This is a genomic window from Paenibacillus baimaensis (assembly GCF_025567575.1).
In genome coordinates, this window is record NZ_JAOQIO010000025.1 from 58,547 (window position 1) to 74,671 (window position 16,125).

The window sequence follows — 16,125 nt, forward strand, 5'->3', positions numbered from 1 at the left end:
AGGCACCCGAGTTGGGTGCCTTTCACTGCCTTAGAATCTTCAATATTTACCGCTGACCTACCTGCCGTTCCATCAAATAAAATATATAATCGGTCGGGACCCCGGCATATCCTTGCTGCCTCAGCATCGCGGTCACATTGCCCCTGTGATACGTCCCGTGGTTGACCACATGCCGCAGGATGTCGGAGAAATGCGTATCAAGACGGCCGTACTTCGGATGCTCAATCGTCATTGCCTTGTCCGGATCAGGCGTACGCCCCAGCAAATCACGGAACTGTTCGGCGACGCCTGAGAACAATCGGCGCATCTCGTCAACGGTTCTGCCCTGCGCTTCCTCCGTCCAGCCCGGCATCTTCGGAAAAATGTCCTTGTTCGGAACTTCCGCTAGCACAGACATATAGAGCTGTTCGAACAAGTACATGTGCCCAAACGTTTGTGATACGGACGGGAACACGCTCGTCACTTCCGCATGGAACGTATACCAGGTTCGCTGACAACCGTTGTCAGTGAAGTTCAATCGGAATCTTCGTCGTAATGTTTTGCGATTCCATATGCCACTTCCTGGATCCGACGCTTCAGCTCCAGCGGCTCCAGAATGCGAATGGCTGTGCCGAACGTCATTAGATACATCGGAAGGTGCTTGTTCATCGTCGGGACGTCGAGCAGAAACCGCACCTCCCGATCGGTCCGTTCCGTCAAATAGTGGCGCATATGCCAGTGGCGGCAAACCGCGTTCAGCGTGTCGGGCTCTCCCTCGATGCGGATGACCGTCAGCGGTCCGTCTGCCTCCCGTTCCCGCTCGGACTGGTCGCGGAAATAGACGGACGCGGAGAAACGCTCCGGCTTTTCGAACCGCGCTTCAGTCGGCTCCAGCCGCGCGATGCGGTCCACGCGGAACGTCCGCACCGCCTGCGACCGATGGCAGAACGCGACAGCGTACCATTCGTTTCGGTCATAAGCCAACCCGTACGGATCAACTTCTCGTCCGTCATTCTGCTCCGCATTCGCTTTGCGATAGGTGATGCGAACCGTTAGCCCGTCCTTCGCTGCCTGCTCTAGGTCACGTAACAACGGAACGACGGAAGGTAGACGCGACGGAGAAATCACATCCAAGCCATTCGACTGACAGGACAAATCGTGGCGCTGCTCTTCGTGCAGCCCGTTCTCCACCTTCTTCAGCGCGCTTTCCAGCTCCTCTGTATACGGATAGCCAGCGCCTTGCGCAAATTTAAACGCATCCACAAGCGCCTTCACCTCTACGGAGTTGAAGAACAATGGCGTCTCCTTGAAGCTTTCCAGAATACGAATGCCACCGTCATGGCCCGATTCCGCGACGACCGGCACACCACTGGCGCATAATGCGTCGATATATCGGTACACGGTGCGAACGCTGATCTCCAAACTGTCCGCGATCTGCGTGGCGGTGAGCTTCCTTCCGGTTCTAAGCATCCAAAGCATCGAAAGCATGTTATCCCATTTCGCTATCGGAAGCACCCTCTTTTTCTCAAGAAAATGAAACTGATTTAAGCTTTGCGTAATTATGTGAAAAATAGATATTACACTCAGGTGAATGCGGCTCCATAATTCTACTTTCTCACAACCAACACACAGCACTCCACATACCTTGTGGCTGTGATAAGTATGCCGCTAGAACCTGTAGCCCCTTGGCGGCAGGGTATATTTTCGAAAGATTGCTTTTTCAACCTCAAAATTTTGAAGTTTCTATTTTCGTCAACTATTTGGCACCAGCATTTCTATTACATCACTTCAGCAAATTGTCACTTTTAATACTTTTTATTAAAACAATTATTGGACTTATTCACCGCCAAAGCTTTTGGCCCATTCAGTAACCCTCCGACTACTTTCCACTTCTGACAAATCCTCAATCCTAGTCATTCAGAAGGATTCTTCACTGTTATAAATACGGTAATAGATGTACAGCCGTTGGGTGTTCCATTCTTTGTATATTTACCTGACACTCCCATATATTTTATGTTTATACCTTTATTGAATTGAATTCATCAACTCATAGAAATATTTGGATTCTTGAGTCTTATTAAGACTATACCAGGCATCTAATGTTTGTGAAGAAAACACGCCCAGAGCTTTCAAGACGTGTACAGAAAATTCCAACGGAGCTATTCCAGATGCAGTGATCAATTTTCCATCAGTTACAACAGACTCCATTTTGTAATACTCTTTACCCGTGTAAGTGGGACAGATCATTTTAAGGTATTCCAGATCATTGCTTGTATGCGGGCGTGAATTCAGCAATCCTGTCTGGGCAAGTCCCATTGTAGCACCACAAATCGCTGCAACCAATATACCTTCCTTTAAACACCTCTGGGCGATTTTTAAGATGGGTTGGTGAATTGTTTCTGTCCATGTATCTCCACCGGGTAAAATCAATGTATCTGTGCTTTCAATGCTGCACTCATCCAGTTTAATGTCAGGCAGTATTTTCAATCCGCCCATTGTAGTTACAGGAGTCTTTTCAATTCCCACGGTAACTATTTTTGATGGGGCCAGCCCCTTTTTATAATATCTTCCCGAGTTCAGTTCGGCAGTTAAGTAACCTATTTCCCAGTCTGCCATTGTGTCAAACACATAAAGATATACCGTATTATTCATTTGCAAGTTCTCCTTATTTTACAATTCATCAAGTGATACCAACTATCCATCGGTAATCAATAATTATCATCATTATAAAACAACTTCACTGACATCTACTGTCAGCGAAGCAATTAAAGTTGATAATATTCCATTAACTCCGATGCAACAGCAACAAGTTTTTCCTTCAAACTCTGTGGTTCGATTACTTGAATGGATTTCCCGTAGGATAGGAGAAAATAAGGGACATATATATGAATTGATTTTTCCTCAAGTAAAAAGATTGCTTGGTTTGATGTCCGCTCTTTCAGATGATGCCCCAAAAACCAATGCAGGCATAAGTCATCCAATGCCTCTGGCCTACCGCCGATAATTAAAGAAATTAACCCGTCCTTGCCTACTAAATCAGGCAATAGATTTTGCATAAATAATTCACGGGCCGAAAAAGTTCGGGTCGCTTAAATGTTATTTGAGTACGCTTGATTTGTAGAATTCGTCTGCCCGAAAGCTGCGGATCGCAGAGGTGCTCTGATAAAATTATTCAGCAAGCTATACCCGCCATTATGACCTGCGTCGGATATTATAGGCACTCCACTGGCACATAGTGCATCAACATACCGATAAACTGTCCTTATATTTATTTCTAACTTTTCGGATATTTGTTTTGCTGTCATTTTTACGCCCAGATTCAGCATCCATAGAATTGCCAGCATATTATCGTTTTTTGGCATAACATGAACCCTCATCCCTTTATTCATCAATCTTTCAGCCTTTCAATCCTCACGCAGCATTCAACGTGACTCGTCTACCTATCTTTCAACTTCCTTGAACGATACTGTCACATCTCATCTATTCATTTCGAACCATCAATATTAAGCACTTCACATGTGTCGTCTGCGGGAACGATAGCTTTTCCACTAAATCAATAACTACTAAGCGCATATTTGTTGAAGTATTTCTTCCGATCTCCGATTAATTAATTTTAAGGTATGCCCTGCACTCTTTTTCCTTCTGTACAGCTTCGAACATCTCTTTGAAAATAATCGACTTATAACGGAAGCTCCTGTCATCTCTTGAAGGTTCCTGCATCTGCTATTATCTAGTTTACACTCTTGGTCAACGGTAGTTTAAGATTCGCGGTAATCGGACAATGTTTGTGTCGCATTTTGATAATAGGATCAAGTTTGTGTCGTAGGCTAACGACATAAACTTGATCCTATTAAGAAAAAACTCCAGATTAACCCTGATTACAATTAGGACATTGTTTGTGTCGTCCGACAATAATTTATTATTGACAAGAACCCCGCGCCCTGGCGAGATTGGCGATCAACGGCCACTACTCTCTTCGCAGCGGAATTCGATAAGCGGTATCGCAATCGTGGCATCCGAGCTGCCTCGGTGATGCCCGGGAATAGCCTTACCGATCTGGCACGCCATTTCTCGCAGGAAGACTTACAGGGTCTATAGTCAATGTAGTCTGCGAGTTTATTTGATGTCTTTAGTGACTCAATCAGAATGTAGGAGCTTTTGTGTCGTTTAACGACAATGTAGGAACTTTTGTGCGTTTTGCCACGACACAAATGTTCCTACATAATAAAATAAAAGCCTGATTTATCAAGCTTTTTTGCTAAAGTTATGTAGGAACATTTGTGTCGCTATACATGTCGGATGACAAGAACATTATCCGATAACTGACAAGAACATTGTCCGATTAGCCCTCTATATGGTCTAGACTTTATCCCTTAAAATAAACTAGCCGCGCTGCTAACATCGCTTTCTTCGTTAAAAACAAGATGATCCGCATCCCATAATGGGTGAGATAATGACATCCAACACCTGAATGAATTCGTTGCTAGACCGACATTAAACTAGTCCCCTTATTGACATTAGAATGGTACCATTCCCAAATTAAACATGAGTATTTAGAACAATAACCACATACATTAACCACATTTTTCTTTAGCATGATGGCAATTCTTATTGTAAGGACTAGTTTAATGTCATTCACCTAGTATAGTACTAGTTTAGTGTCATAACTTCTTTGTAAGGGCAGCCGCCCGGTCTTGTTTTTGGGCTTTGTAGAGCCAATATTTGAATTGATGTAGCGTCACATTATGGGCCTCGGACCAAGCCATTCATCGTCTGTCCGCTGGCTTGATAGGCGCGAATACGCTCCGTCCATATCTCTTGTAGATTTACTTCCATTTGATGTCCATCCTTTCTTGTGCGTGATGGCTTCATTATGATTGATTTGCTTTATTAAGAACAGGTGTATTGGGTTTGACGCTCACCGTAATCGCTTGTTGAATGAATCGGTCTGTCACGGTAGGTATGCCTAAGAGACGCATTCCACCATTCGGCGGACGGGACTCGGTTCATAGGTTCCGTTTTCTAAGCTTTGACGAATGGTTTGCCAATTTAGTAGGATGTGGTCTCGTAACTTATTTACAGATATTCCATCTACTCCGTGGCTTCCTTTGTTCGTCTCGATACGTTTTAGCGCCGACAGCAAATTTTCTCGTAACAAAAGTGACTCCATCATTCTTCGATACACTCCTTGCGTGAATTGTTCTTCTCTTTATGCCGTTTGTAAGCTCAGCCCTTCTAAGTACCCTCGCGTATTCACCGCTACTTTCCCTAGATAAGTTCTCTCGAATTATCTGCTTTCATCGCTTACCCTCGAATGCTAAGTCGTTCAACTCCTAGTTCATGTTCAGCCCTTCCGCAAGATGTTGCACCACCCTGCGAAGCTGGCTTACGAAGTTCACTTCGCTTACCGTCAGATCTCCCCAGGTAAGAACGCTATCTTCCTCTCCATCTATCTGCTTCATTTACTCTCATTCGCCTTTGGCAGTATGGACTTTGCTTTGTGTTGCAAGCTCATCCAACGGATGTTAGCCTTGTATGAAGTTCGTGTTCCTCAGACCGGAGATTTGCCGCCGACTTCCTTCAGATTCCACCTCACGATGGACACCCTTGTCTTAAGCTAATGGTTACTACTGCCTTCACCATTCGGGACTTCAACCCTAGAGATAGCGCCCATGCTGGGCGCACAACGAAAAAACCACGCTGGGCGTGGTTCTCATTAGATAAATGTTCTTGTCCAATTACACCATTTATTGGAATCATGATTCATAAAGCATACTCTCTCCTTGTAAACAAACAAGGGAACGTAGAGTTACGTCCCCTTGTTTGTTTATTACCATCCAATTATTGCCCAGACTGTTCGTCGCGGAATACCGGAAAGGTTACTTTGAGCTCATAACTAGGAGCAGCACCCTTGTCTTATGCCGATTGCATTTCTCCCCGCGAGCAAGCTGCGGAGGAACTTCCGGTACGTTCAAGCAGGATCGGTGGTTCTATCCTGTAATTATTTAAGGATTCCACGTGGTCATTCTCCATTTAAATTGCGCATTATCCAACGGCGACATAACTAAGCCTTGACCATATGCCGTACCTTTTAAATAAAGGCCTTCATTAATAATCGCGTAACTATCGGTCCCTTTGTCATACTTCAGCTGCCATTTTTGATATGGATAATTCGATTCGTAGGTATGAATAGAGACTCCATTACTACCTTCACTTGTCATCATCTTCGAGCTCCTCGGGTTAAATATCGTGTAGGTCCCGTCTGTATTAAATATAAACCGCCATTTTTGATTTGGGTAGCCGGGACTTTTTTCAAAACTCACTACATGAGTACCATTTTCGATTCTATCATGATCAATATCCGCTACCCAACCCGTGTCAACTTGTTGTAATGTATAGTCGGCAATTGGAAACACTAACCATTTATCTCCGCTACCTACTCCGTCCCTGGCTACCCACCACCCCCAATCATCGCCCAACGTTTTTAAATTTCCGTTAATTATAGAGAACGCTCCACTTCCAGCAAGAGTCCAAGATTGGTCAACGTGATTGCGGTCTAGAATGTTAAGATTTACAGAATTTTCTCCACCTTCGAGATTCAACGCATATCTAAATCCTCCTGGTTGAAAAGCGTTTATAATATTAAACCCAGCTACGTTATTATCTTTTCTTAAAAAATACCATAATTCTCCATCTAAACCATTAAATTTTAAATCTCTACCCGAAGTATAATGAACAATCTTATAAGCTGAGGCTGTGTCAAACTTACTCCAGTCCACCACCTTGGAAATCACCCTTGTGGACGCTACCCGGGTCAGTACTTCCAGCTTCATTACGTAGGGAGCATCCTCAACAGTGAGGATTCCGGCAGTTTTTCTTTGTTCACTATAATCTTTAGTGCTATCCTTATATGTGGGATATGCTCCCATGCCATCATCCTTCCAGTTAAAACCGTTGACTACTTTACCTGAAGGAAGCACAACTTCGTTTTCAACTCTAATATCTGCTGGTCGCCAAGATTGCATGTTGGTACTACGTTGAATTGCCCATTCGTAAGCATCCTTGAGTGGGCCAGCGCCGTTGCCATTGTACCCATTTTCGATGGTAACCGTATTGCCCGGTGATTTCTCCCACCAATCGATACTATAATCTACTGCAGACCCAACTATTTGGGAAGGGTCTGGTCCGGGAGATCCAGGAATAACAGAAGGTTCTCCTTGTGGGGTAGGTGGAACTAAACGATTAGACAGGACTGGGATCCACTTGTAATTATTAGCTCTCGGACCGATCATTCCAATCACGGAATCAGGTGCAGGCTGGCTTGCGTTTAAGTTCTGTGCATTATAATAGCCACCCTTAAACACGTTTGCAAATGGCTTTAATATAACCCAATCTTTCGCAGGAGTCCCCTGACAATCCTTTAGCTGATCGATGACATTCATCGCTTCGTTCACTTCGTTAAGATGACGAAGATCTAACACAACGGTCATTCCGGGATAATTATTTCCGATGTGCGTTAATGACTCTTTAAGATCAGGGACTGTTTCATTGTTTGGCGTATCACCCCATTGTCCCTTGGCCTTTACCTCAACTCCTTCGATTGTCATCGTGCCAAGGTCGTTGTTTGAAGATTTATCAAACACCTTTAATTGAAGTGAACGAATATATGTTGATTCGTTATTAATCAGCGGGTTGTACGGTTTGATAACATTATTCCAGTTATCATCTGTAAGTATTTTGGGATTTACATTTGGTTTATAAACTGGCCCCTGTCCGTCCGATGTTATCTGACGGAACACATCCCACTGATGGTAATTATCTTTATTATTTTTCGTTGTTCTCCCCATTGTGTAATCATGCATTAACACCAGTTTACCATCAGACGTTGCCTTCACATCCAGTTCGACCATTTCGAATTTAAGCTTGGCGGCATTGTCGATAGCTGTTATTGAATTTTCAGCGGCATTAACCAACGGCTCTCCGGAAGGGCTTGTTCCCAGATTGGTTCCCCATACCCCGCGATGAGCGGACAGAAATGGCCCATAATGGGTTGAGCGCGGTTTGCCCATTAGCTCCCTCAATATTTTGGGGTCGTACTGGTAACCGTCAATTGGCCCATAGGGCGTGCAACTGTTGGCGGTTGACTCCAGCGCAAGCGGCTGGTTTACAGGGACTGAAGTCGTTAATGCCGGGTACACCGAAGATGTCGTCGTTTGCGACTGGTATACACTTGACGTCACTGAAGCGGTTGTCGCCATAGTGGCTTCTGGCATTACGGCTGTCAGTGAGCCTAAACATATAGAGAATAAAGCTGCACTATTGATTAACTTTTTAACTTTCATAACTTCCCTCCGTTACTGTTTCATTCAACTCTGCCCTGGCCCCATAACCTACGGCCGGGCACTTGCAAATTCGAACATGTCCTTAAAGAAAACCAATTGCGGCGATGGTGTTGCCAAACCCCCTATACGATCGCCAAATTCGCGGTCCTCCTGCTCCTTGAATTGCTGGAGCTCCACCACCTCCTCTCCTGTCAATTCGTAAATTTTGTAGGCAATCGTAATATGGAACTGATACTCATCGTGATCCGGAAATCTGAGGCCAAGCTGTTCGGATACGTGGTCACGAAATTGGGTTAAAGCCTCGCGGTCTTCATCTGAAGCAGGCAGCAGCTTCAATGTCAGGGCAACACTGCCGGTTTCCACCTCATAAAACTTCATTTGAAAGCCATGCGGAATAGGGATTTCGGCAAATTTCTTTCTGAAATAGACATCTGTCTCCTCAAGCGGCATATCCAATGGCAAATCACGCGACCATAGCTCAGGCTTGCGGTCTTCCTCGCAGACGCCTTGTATCACCGTCATGTGATAACTGGAGGGCGGCATAAGTGTGAACTTGCTGGCGCAGGATAGCGCCTTGAGCCGCTCTGCAAACCGGACAAGCTCTGCATACGCGGCATTATCCGGGAGAATCGGGCAGATGATGGTGTTGCCGGGAAAATATCGCACCGAGCCATCGGCATGAAATTTACGTCCTACTGCTTTCGTATAGAGGCTGTGGTTCATTGAATAAACTCTCCTTCTTTTGTGCTTATTGCTGCATAAGTCAACATGCTTTACTTGACCGAACCGTCTACCATGCCTTTTACAAAATGCTTTTGCAGCGACAAGTACAGAACCGTAGCCGGAATGATGGCGAGCAAGGCGGCTGCCGCTGCGGCGTTCAGGTTCGTGTTGTTTTGGCTGAAAAAGGATGAAATCGCCAATGTAACCGTACGCTTGAGCGGTGACTGCATGAAGTACAGTGAGAATGAATAATCATTCCAGATCGACACACTGTTCATAATGATCACCGTGGCTGTAACCGGCATCATGGAGGGCAGCAGGATGCGGTAAAACACGCTGAATTTGCTGCACCCGTCAATCGTTGCGGCCTCGTCCAATGCTCTGGGAATCGTCGAGATAAAATTCGAGTACAGAAAGATGCAAGCCGGCAGCTTGTAGGTCGTGATCAGCAGTACAATCGCCCAATACGTGCTGACACCGCCGAACCCGGCAATCAGACTGTACAGGGGCACCAGCACCGTCAGCTTGGGAACCATCATAACCGCCAGAATACAGCTCATCATGGTCAGATTGAACTTGCTTTTGACGCGCGCCAGCGGGTAAGCCGCCATCGCTCCGAGCAGCGCAACCAGCAGCACGGAGCTTACCGTTACGATCAAACTGTTCGACATCGCCTGCAGCAGCTTGCCACCGCCCAGCGCCAGACGAAAATTATCCAGGAAGACGTAATCCGGCAGCTGCCAGCGGGAGGAGTAATCGTTCGATTGTTTTAAGGCCATCGTAATCAGAATGTAGAAAGGAATGATATGGATGACTGTAATGACAAGCCCTACGGTGTTTTTCAGCAAGCCCGCATATCGCTTCATCCATATTCCACCTCCCTCTTCCTGAATATTTTCAGCATCACGTAGCTGAGCGTGATGACCAGTGCAAAGGTAACGAACCCGATCGCAGCAGCGTAACCTGCATTCTGATTTTCAAAATAAAAATAGTTGATCATGGACGACATGGAATGCGTTTCAAATCCCGGTCCCCCTGAGGTCAATGAGATGACGATCGCGAACAGCTCCAGACCGCCGATCAAATTAAGCATGAAGCTTGTCGTAATGGCAGGTATGAGCAGGGGCAGCGTAATATGGCGGAACCGGCTCCATGCATGGGCGCCGTCAATGGTGGATGCCTCCAGCAGCGATTGCGGAATGCCTTGAATGCCTGCCAAATAAATGATCATCGAGGTACCAACGTACTGAAAGGCATTGATGCCGGTAATGATCCAGACGGCGCGCGTCCCATCTGCCATCCAATCTATCGGCTCGAAACCGAACACCGAGAGCGCATCATTAATCGCACCCCCGTCATACTGGACAAGGAAGTACCAAATATATCCCATAATCAGCTGAGCTACGATGACCGGCATATAGATGATGGTACGCGCCAGCATTCGGCTCCGAAATTTCATATTGAGCAGCAGCGCATACATGACACCGAACAGATTTTGCAGGATCGCGCTGCCGAAGCCGTATACAAGCGTATTCAGCAGCGCCTTCTTAAAGCGTACATCCGTAAACAATTTGCTGTAATTCTCAAGTCCGATGTACGCATACTTTTGCGAGTAACCGTTCCAATTCGTGAAGGAGATGTGGATACCTGATAGAAGCGGGTAAGCCACGAACAGTAAAAATAAACATAATGCAGGCACATACATCAGGGATAACCCTTTGTCTGAGTTGATAAATATAGCCATTCGCTTTCTCATTGCGCTCTCCCATCCGAAAAAAATTGTAGCCGTACGCTGCTGCTATTTTTGTGAACGCAGCTTTTTATAATCGTCGCTCATCATCTGTGAGGATTGTTCTACCGTCATATCACCCGTCAAGAGGGCGGGACCGATGACTTTCAACGTGCTCCACATGCCGTTCGGCAAAAATTCACGGTCAAATACCGGAATCGTCCGCAAGCTGCCGTATTTCGTAAAGTCTGCGGTCAGGCCGCCCAAATCATATTTCACATTTTTGAGTGAGGCAGGCATCCCCGTAACGGCAGCCATCTTCGCGATATTGTCGCTTTTGGCCATATAGTTCAGCAGCAGCAGCGCTGCATCTGTGTTTTTCGATTTATTCCATACGCCAAATGCTTCCCGTTCACCGCCATTGAGGATCGGCTCATCCCCTTTGTAAAAGGCGGGCACCGGCATCATACCGATCTGGGCTGCAGGATTGATCTTCATCGCCTCGGCCACAATGGCATTGTTTTCCATCAGGAATGCCGCTTTACCCGTGGCGATCTTCTCCGCTGCGCTCAGGGGATCGGCTGTGACGACATCCTTGTTCAGGTAGCCCGCTTTCTTCAGGTCCACCAGCTGCTGCGAAACCAGATTCCACTTGCTCCAGTCAAACGTGCCGTCCTTAAGCGTTTCGCCGCTATTATGTGATTTATCCGATATGAGAACGGTAGGTGCCAGCTTGTTAAAAAAGCCTGCCAGCTTGGTCGTGTCCTTACCTCCGATGTGGATCGGTGTAATATTGGCGTCCATGATCACCTTGCAAGCTGCCAAGAGCTCCTCCCACGTCGTCGGGACCTCCAGTTTCAGATCCGCCAATACCTTTTTGTTGTAAACGATACCGGATTGGTCGATATTGAGCGGCAGCACATACACATTGCCTTTTTTATCAGAAATGGTTGGTTTGATCGTATCCGTAAGGCTGCCAAACCATTGCTGATCATTAAGCGGGCGCAAATATTCACTGTACCGGTTCACAGACCAGCCATGCGTGGCGAATAGATCGGGCAGATCGTTGGAGGCCATCTTCGCCTTCATCAGCTGCTCATAGTCCTTGCCCTGCGTGCTGAAGTCCACCGTAATGTTCGGATTTTCTTTGGTGAATCCGTCTATAATGGACTGGATCGTATCAAACGTCGTGCCCGTCGCGTTGGTCATCATCGTGAGCTTGACCGGCTTTACCTCCTTTACTGGAGTCGTGCTTGCTCCCGTAGCTGCCCCTGTTCCTGCGGCTCCATTTCCCGTTCCTGCTGCCGGACTGCCGCCCCCCCCATTCGAGCATCCAGCCGCTACAATGAGCGCTGACAAGCTGATAGCGCAAAGCTTCGCCATTTTTTTCATAAGTCGATTTATCCCCTTCTTTGGTCAATTGGTTTGCTACTTTGCCAGTATAGCGGATTTGAAGCGCTTCCTATACGCTCAAAACTACACTGATCGTGCTGCTTTCTATAATCCTGCCTTTTACAGATACAGTCTAACTCTCCCAAGGAAGGAGGTTTCCAGCGGATGTCGAATAAGTTGTCACAAGAAGGCTGCAGCCAGAACGAGAAAGGTTGGTTCAATTATGAAAGGCTTCGGAATCAGAATGTATCGACCGCTTAATATGAAGCTCGTCCTTATTTTCATGATCAGTACATTGCTGCCGCTTCTGCTCACTACCTATGTTGTGGCGCGGGTTTACATCGAAAGGAACAGCAACGACACCAGCATTTTGATCGACAATACGCTGATTTCCCTGTCTCAGAGCCTATCCGGTTACCTTAACGAATTGGACCAGCTCACGCTTATTCCGTATTATAACGATGATTTCATCTCTGCGCTTAAAGTTATGGCGTCCGAGTCTTACGAAAGCATGAGTAAATATCAAGTCCTCAGCATAACGAACATGCTGGATTCGCAGCTGCGATTCGTTAGAAATACACGCAAGGATATCATGAGTACCCTGGTCGTCTCGGACAATAAACCTTTGTTTTATTCGACCAACAATCCGTTAAACGATGTTACCCCCAACTATGAATTTGCCGAAACAGACTGGTACCGCAAGGCGCTGCAGGCGAGCGGAGACGCAGTATTCATCAATCCCCACAAGCAGGACTATTTTACACGCACTAAGAATGAGTCCGTTTTCTCCGTGGCGCGCACAATCCGGGAAATCCCCTCCAAGCGCCCGATCAGCGTCATCATCGCCGATGCCAACACCGTTGTTTTGCAAAAAATGTTCCAGGACATCGATTTCCATGTTCCTTCCCATATCGTACTGCTCGATCAGGAACGAAATTTCGTTTATGCGAATCACGAGGTGTCCCCGGTACTGTTCAGGCCGATGCCCGAAAACCATTCCATTGTACGCGACGGCGACAGCTCCTATCTGGTAGTAAGACGAACAGTTGCTCCTTATAACTGGGAATTGGTCGTGCTGCTTTCCAATTCGCATCTGGAACAAAAGACGCTCTGGGTGTACCTGAATTCCGCTCTGCTCTATATCATTTGTCTTGTCGTTGCCTTCTTGTTCTATCAGGGATTGTCGCGCAAGGTGATGGGACCGGTCAAGGAAATTATTAAGACGATGCGCAAGGTCGAACAAGGCGATTTTACAGCCCGCTACCCAACTCATACGAAGGATGAGTTCGATGTGATTGGCCAATCGCTCAATTCCATGATCGGGGAGCTGAAGCAGAAAATCGAGATGGAGTATGTGCTGGTGCTCAAGCAGCGCAATTCCGAATACAAAGCGCTCCAGTCGCAGATCCAGCCACATTTTTTATTCAACATGCTGAACGGATTTATTACGCTTAACCAGATCGGCGAGCGGGAGCTGCTGGAGAAGTCGATTATCGATCTCACGCTGCTGCTGCGCTATATCCTGAATCATTCGGATATGACCACTCTGGAGGAGGAAATGCATCTTATCGAAAAATACAGCTCTCTCCAGCAGCTCCGTTTTGGGCATCGCCTGCAGGTCCTCATGTCGTGCGAAGACGGCGTCCGTCCGTACAAGGTTCCCAAGCTGATTCTCCAACCCTTGGTTGAAAACGCGATTATCCATGGGGTCGAGCCTTTGAACAGCCCCTGCACCCTGACGGTTGCAGCCGATACGGTATGGGAGGACGGTGTGCTGTTCGTGCGTATCCGCATCGAGGATGACGGAGTCGGCTTCGACACACAGCTGCTGGATGAACACGGTCAAGTTGGTCTCGCAAATACGCGCGAACGGCTGCAGCTTTGCTTTCCCGACAGTCTGTTTCGGTTGGAGAGTGCCGTAGGGGTGGGGACAAGCATTATCATCATGATACCGGAGGCCCATTTCCATGAAAATTATTATAGCGGATGACGAGCATCTGATCCGGCTGAATATCCGGTACAATTTGGAGAAGCTGAATATCCATGGTCTGCGGATTCACGAGGCAACCGACGGCTTTGAGCTGCTACGCGAGTTGGAGCAGCAGCTGCCTGACGTCGCTTTCGTGGATATCAAAATGCCTCTGCTCGGCGGTCTGGAAGCCATCGAGAAAGGCAAGCTGATTTCCCCGCATACAGAGTTCGTTATTCTGACCGGCTTCTCGGAATTTGACTATGCCCGGAAGGCGATCGCGCTGCGGATCAACGAATACTTGCTGAAGCCGGTCAGCCTAGACCAGCTCAAATCGGTCATCCACAGCATCGGTGAACTGCTTACCCACAAAGCCGCCGAAAGCCACCGGCTGTTCGCCCTGCGGATCGCCGAAATGATTGCGGCCATGGCGCCTGTCGAGGACGATCGCTTACGTCAAGATGACATGAGCTGCAAGCTGATCGCCGTATGCTTTGACGGCATGAAGGCAACGAATCACCTAACCGCTGAAGCTTGGCTGGAGCATGCCAGAAAATGCGCCGAGCCCTATCTGGGCCGCCATTTCCACATGACCGTTGTGAATTCGCGGGATCATGAATGGGTTCTGGTGTTCGGTTATGACAAGGCTGGGGAAACCGGCAGTGAGTATCTGGTGTCATGCATCACGGATATCCGTCGCATGACAGTGGCCTGGCGTAAGGAACAGAGTTCTGCAACACAGATCACTCTAGTAACTGGCAGCACTTTCCCGTTCAGAACGTTCTTCTTTGCCTATGGGGAGCTGCAGCAGCTAACCTGCTTGAGAGCTTTATCAGGTACTTCGGTCGATTATTCCCAGTCCTTCCTGAAAGCCATTACACAGGATAAGCCTCATTATATGCCTATTTGCGCTTTGCTGGTCGAACTGGCCCGATATGAGAGAAATCAAAGCCCTATTGAATTTGGCAGCACGGTGGAGCAGCTCATCGCTCTCATAGAAACATCGCGGCTGCATGATAACATCCGGTTAATCCGTGCGGCAGGGCAGTATTTGCGCTGCGCCATCGGACTGTCCGTCGAACCCGATGTTGATTATTCCGGCTTGAAAAGCGAACTACTTGACTATAGCAAACGCATGCTTGGCTCCCGGACGGACAGGAGTCACATCATCCGTTCCATCGTCGCTTATACCAAGGCCCATTACGCAGAAGAGATAAGCGTCGCCAAAGTGGCCAACCTGTTTGACATCAGTCCCAATTATTTAAGTGCGCTTTTTCATAAAGAAACGGGAACTCGATTCGTTGAGTATGTAACGGAGCTGAGAATGAAAGAGGCGCAAAGACTGCTCGTGGCGACCGATTTATCGGTTCATGAGGTTACCAGAAAGGTCGGCCTGTACAGCACAAGCCATTTCAGTAAATTATTCGCCAAATATTACGGGGTCTCCCCTCAGGAATACAAAAGAAACACGATCTCCAATCGATAAACGGATTTTATTAAAGTCGTGTGTTTACAACCAAAATGAAGGTAACTCCATCGCAGTACCGTATAGTTAATCGGGTTTGAGTCTAGGTGAACGTTTACTGGTGTCCATTTCCAGCGACATTAAAGTAGTCCTGCAATTGTTTTCAAGCCCTTCAGCCAAATAACGTATGGCGGGCTGTTTTTTTAAAAGATGGACAGACTTGTGCACTGCAGCATAATCGTTCTTTGATGGTTTTATCCTGAAGAGCCCTCCTTGATGGTGTTGGGTTAAACCCTTTGACAAACCCATCATACCGAGGCGCTCCTTTTCTTTCAAAGTGCATTTATTAGGACTAATAGGAATGTTTAGCCATACATGCAGCGCAAAGATCAGCGCTGCACCACAGAGGATGAAAATGCATAACATCTGTCAATACTTCTACTATGGCTGGGAGAAGAAGGTTTATTAACTATGGTGCCATTAGAGCCCAACCGTTAGTCTGACTCCAACCATCACGGTGCATCAC

The 16,125-nt window shown here is 47.0% G+C and carries 10 protein-coding genes and 2 pseudogenes; 2 read left to right on the plus strand and 10 right to left on the minus strand.

The features are described from left to right. Positions 1–46: 46 nt before the first annotated feature. The 10 genes and pseudogenes from OB236_RS10610 to OB236_RS10655 all read right to left on the minus strand — a co-directional run bounded on the left by OB236_RS10610 (position 47) and on the right by OB236_RS10655 (position 12,165). Positions 47–517 carry a DinB family protein gene (locus tag OB236_RS10610; RefSeq protein WP_262683969.1) on the minus strand — a complete coding sequence of 157 codons (471 nt, stop codon included), beginning with the start codon at positions 515–517 and terminating at the stop codon, positions 47–49. Next, complete coding sequence (locus tag OB236_RS10615) at positions 514–1,458, minus strand: helix-turn-helix transcriptional regulator (RefSeq protein WP_262683970.1); 945 nt, start codon at positions 1,456–1,458, stop codon at positions 514–516. Before OB236_RS10615 ends, OB236_RS10610 begins: the two co-directional genes overlap by 4 nt. A 546-nt stretch (positions 1,459–2,004) precedes the next feature. Beyond that, positions 2,005–2,631, minus strand: a complete 627-nt coding sequence (locus OB236_RS10620) for a type 1 glutamine amidotransferase family protein (protein ID WP_166156151.1) — start codon at positions 2,629–2,631, stop codon at positions 2,005–2,007. 113 nt (positions 2,632–2,744) lie between these two features. Then, positions 2,745–3,341: pseudogene (locus OB236_RS10625) on the minus strand (HTH domain-containing protein). 1,563 nt (positions 3,342–4,904) lie between these two features. Beyond that, positions 4,905–5,152 (minus strand): annotated as a pseudogene (locus tag OB236_RS10630) (group II intron reverse transcriptase/maturase); the annotation flags it as partial. 832 nt (positions 5,153–5,984) lie between these two features. After that, positions 5,985–8,321 carry a glycerophosphodiester phosphodiesterase family protein gene (locus tag OB236_RS10635; protein WP_262683971.1) on the minus strand — a complete coding sequence of 779 codons (2,337 nt, stop codon included), beginning with the start codon at positions 8,319–8,321 and terminating at the stop codon, positions 5,985–5,987. A 48-nt stretch (positions 8,322–8,369) separates the two neighbouring features. Beyond that, positions 8,370–9,044 carry a DUF1868 domain-containing protein gene (locus OB236_RS10640; RefSeq protein ID WP_262683972.1) on the minus strand — a complete coding sequence of 225 codons (675 nt, stop codon included), beginning with the start codon at positions 9,042–9,044 and terminating at the stop codon, positions 8,370–8,372. A gap of 50 nt (positions 9,045–9,094) precedes the next feature. Next, positions 9,095–9,910, minus strand: a complete 816-nt coding sequence (locus OB236_RS10645; protein ID WP_262683973.1) for a carbohydrate ABC transporter permease — start codon at positions 9,908–9,910, stop codon at positions 9,095–9,097. Beyond that, the gene (locus OB236_RS10650; protein ID WP_262683974.1) at positions 9,907–10,800 is read right to left on the minus strand and encodes a carbohydrate ABC transporter permease; all 894 of its coding nucleotides are present in this window, start codon (positions 10,798–10,800) and stop codon (positions 9,907–9,909) included. Before OB236_RS10650 ends, OB236_RS10645 begins: the two co-directional genes overlap by 4 nt. A 42-nt stretch (positions 10,801–10,842) precedes the next feature. Continuing rightward, complete coding sequence (locus OB236_RS10655) at positions 10,843–12,165, minus strand: ABC transporter substrate-binding protein (protein WP_262683975.1); 1,323 nt, start codon at positions 12,163–12,165, stop codon at positions 10,843–10,845. A gap of 223 nt (positions 12,166–12,388) precedes the next feature. Between OB236_RS10655 and OB236_RS10660 the strand changes: the two genes are divergently transcribed. Together OB236_RS10660 and OB236_RS10665 are read left to right on the plus strand one after the other, a co-directional pair. Continuing rightward, positions 12,389–14,155: a cache domain-containing sensor histidine kinase gene (locus OB236_RS10660; RefSeq protein ID WP_262683976.1), complete on the plus strand. Its 1,767-nt coding sequence runs from the start codon at positions 12,389–12,391 to the stop codon at positions 14,153–14,155. Next, entirely contained in the window at positions 14,133–15,620 is a 1,488-nt protein-coding gene (locus OB236_RS10665; RefSeq protein ID WP_262683977.1) for a response regulator transcription factor, read from the plus strand. The genes OB236_RS10660 and OB236_RS10665 overlap by 23 nt, the downstream gene beginning before the upstream one ends. The last annotated feature ends 505 nt before the right edge of the window (positions 15,621–16,125 follow it).

Excerpts from the sequence above, each read along its gene's own strand:
- OB236_RS10615 (WP_262683970.1), bottom strand. The coding sequence starts at position 1,458 with ATGCTTTGGATGCTTAGAACCGGAAGGAAGCTCACCGCCACGCAGATC.
- OB236_RS10620 (WP_166156151.1), bottom strand. The coding sequence starts at position 2,631 with ATGAATAATACGGTATATCTTTATGTGTTTGACACAATGGCAGACTGG.
- OB236_RS10635 (WP_262683971.1), bottom strand. The coding sequence starts at position 8,321 with ATGAAAGTTAAAAAGTTAATCAATAGTGCAGCTTTATTCTCTATATGT.
- OB236_RS10640 (WP_262683972.1), bottom strand. The coding sequence starts at position 9,044 with ATGAACCACAGCCTCTATACGAAAGCAGTAGGACGTAAATTTCATGCC.
- OB236_RS10645 (WP_262683973.1), bottom strand. The coding sequence starts at position 9,910 with ATGAAGCGATATGCGGGCTTGCTGAAAAACACCGTAGGGCTTGTCATT.
- OB236_RS10650 (WP_262683974.1), bottom strand. The coding sequence starts at position 10,800 with ATGAGAAAGCGAATGGCTATATTTATCAACTCAGACAAAGGGTTATCC.
- OB236_RS10655 (WP_262683975.1), bottom strand. The coding sequence starts at position 12,165 with ATGAAAAAAATGGCGAAGCTTTGCGCTATCAGCTTGTCAGCGCTCATT.
- OB236_RS10660 (WP_262683976.1), top strand. The coding sequence starts at position 12,389 with ATGAAAGGCTTCGGAATCAGAATGTATCGACCGCTTAATATGAAGCTC.
- OB236_RS10665 (WP_262683977.1), top strand. The coding sequence starts at position 14,133 with ATGAAAATTATTATAGCGGATGACGAGCATCTGATCCGGCTGAATATC.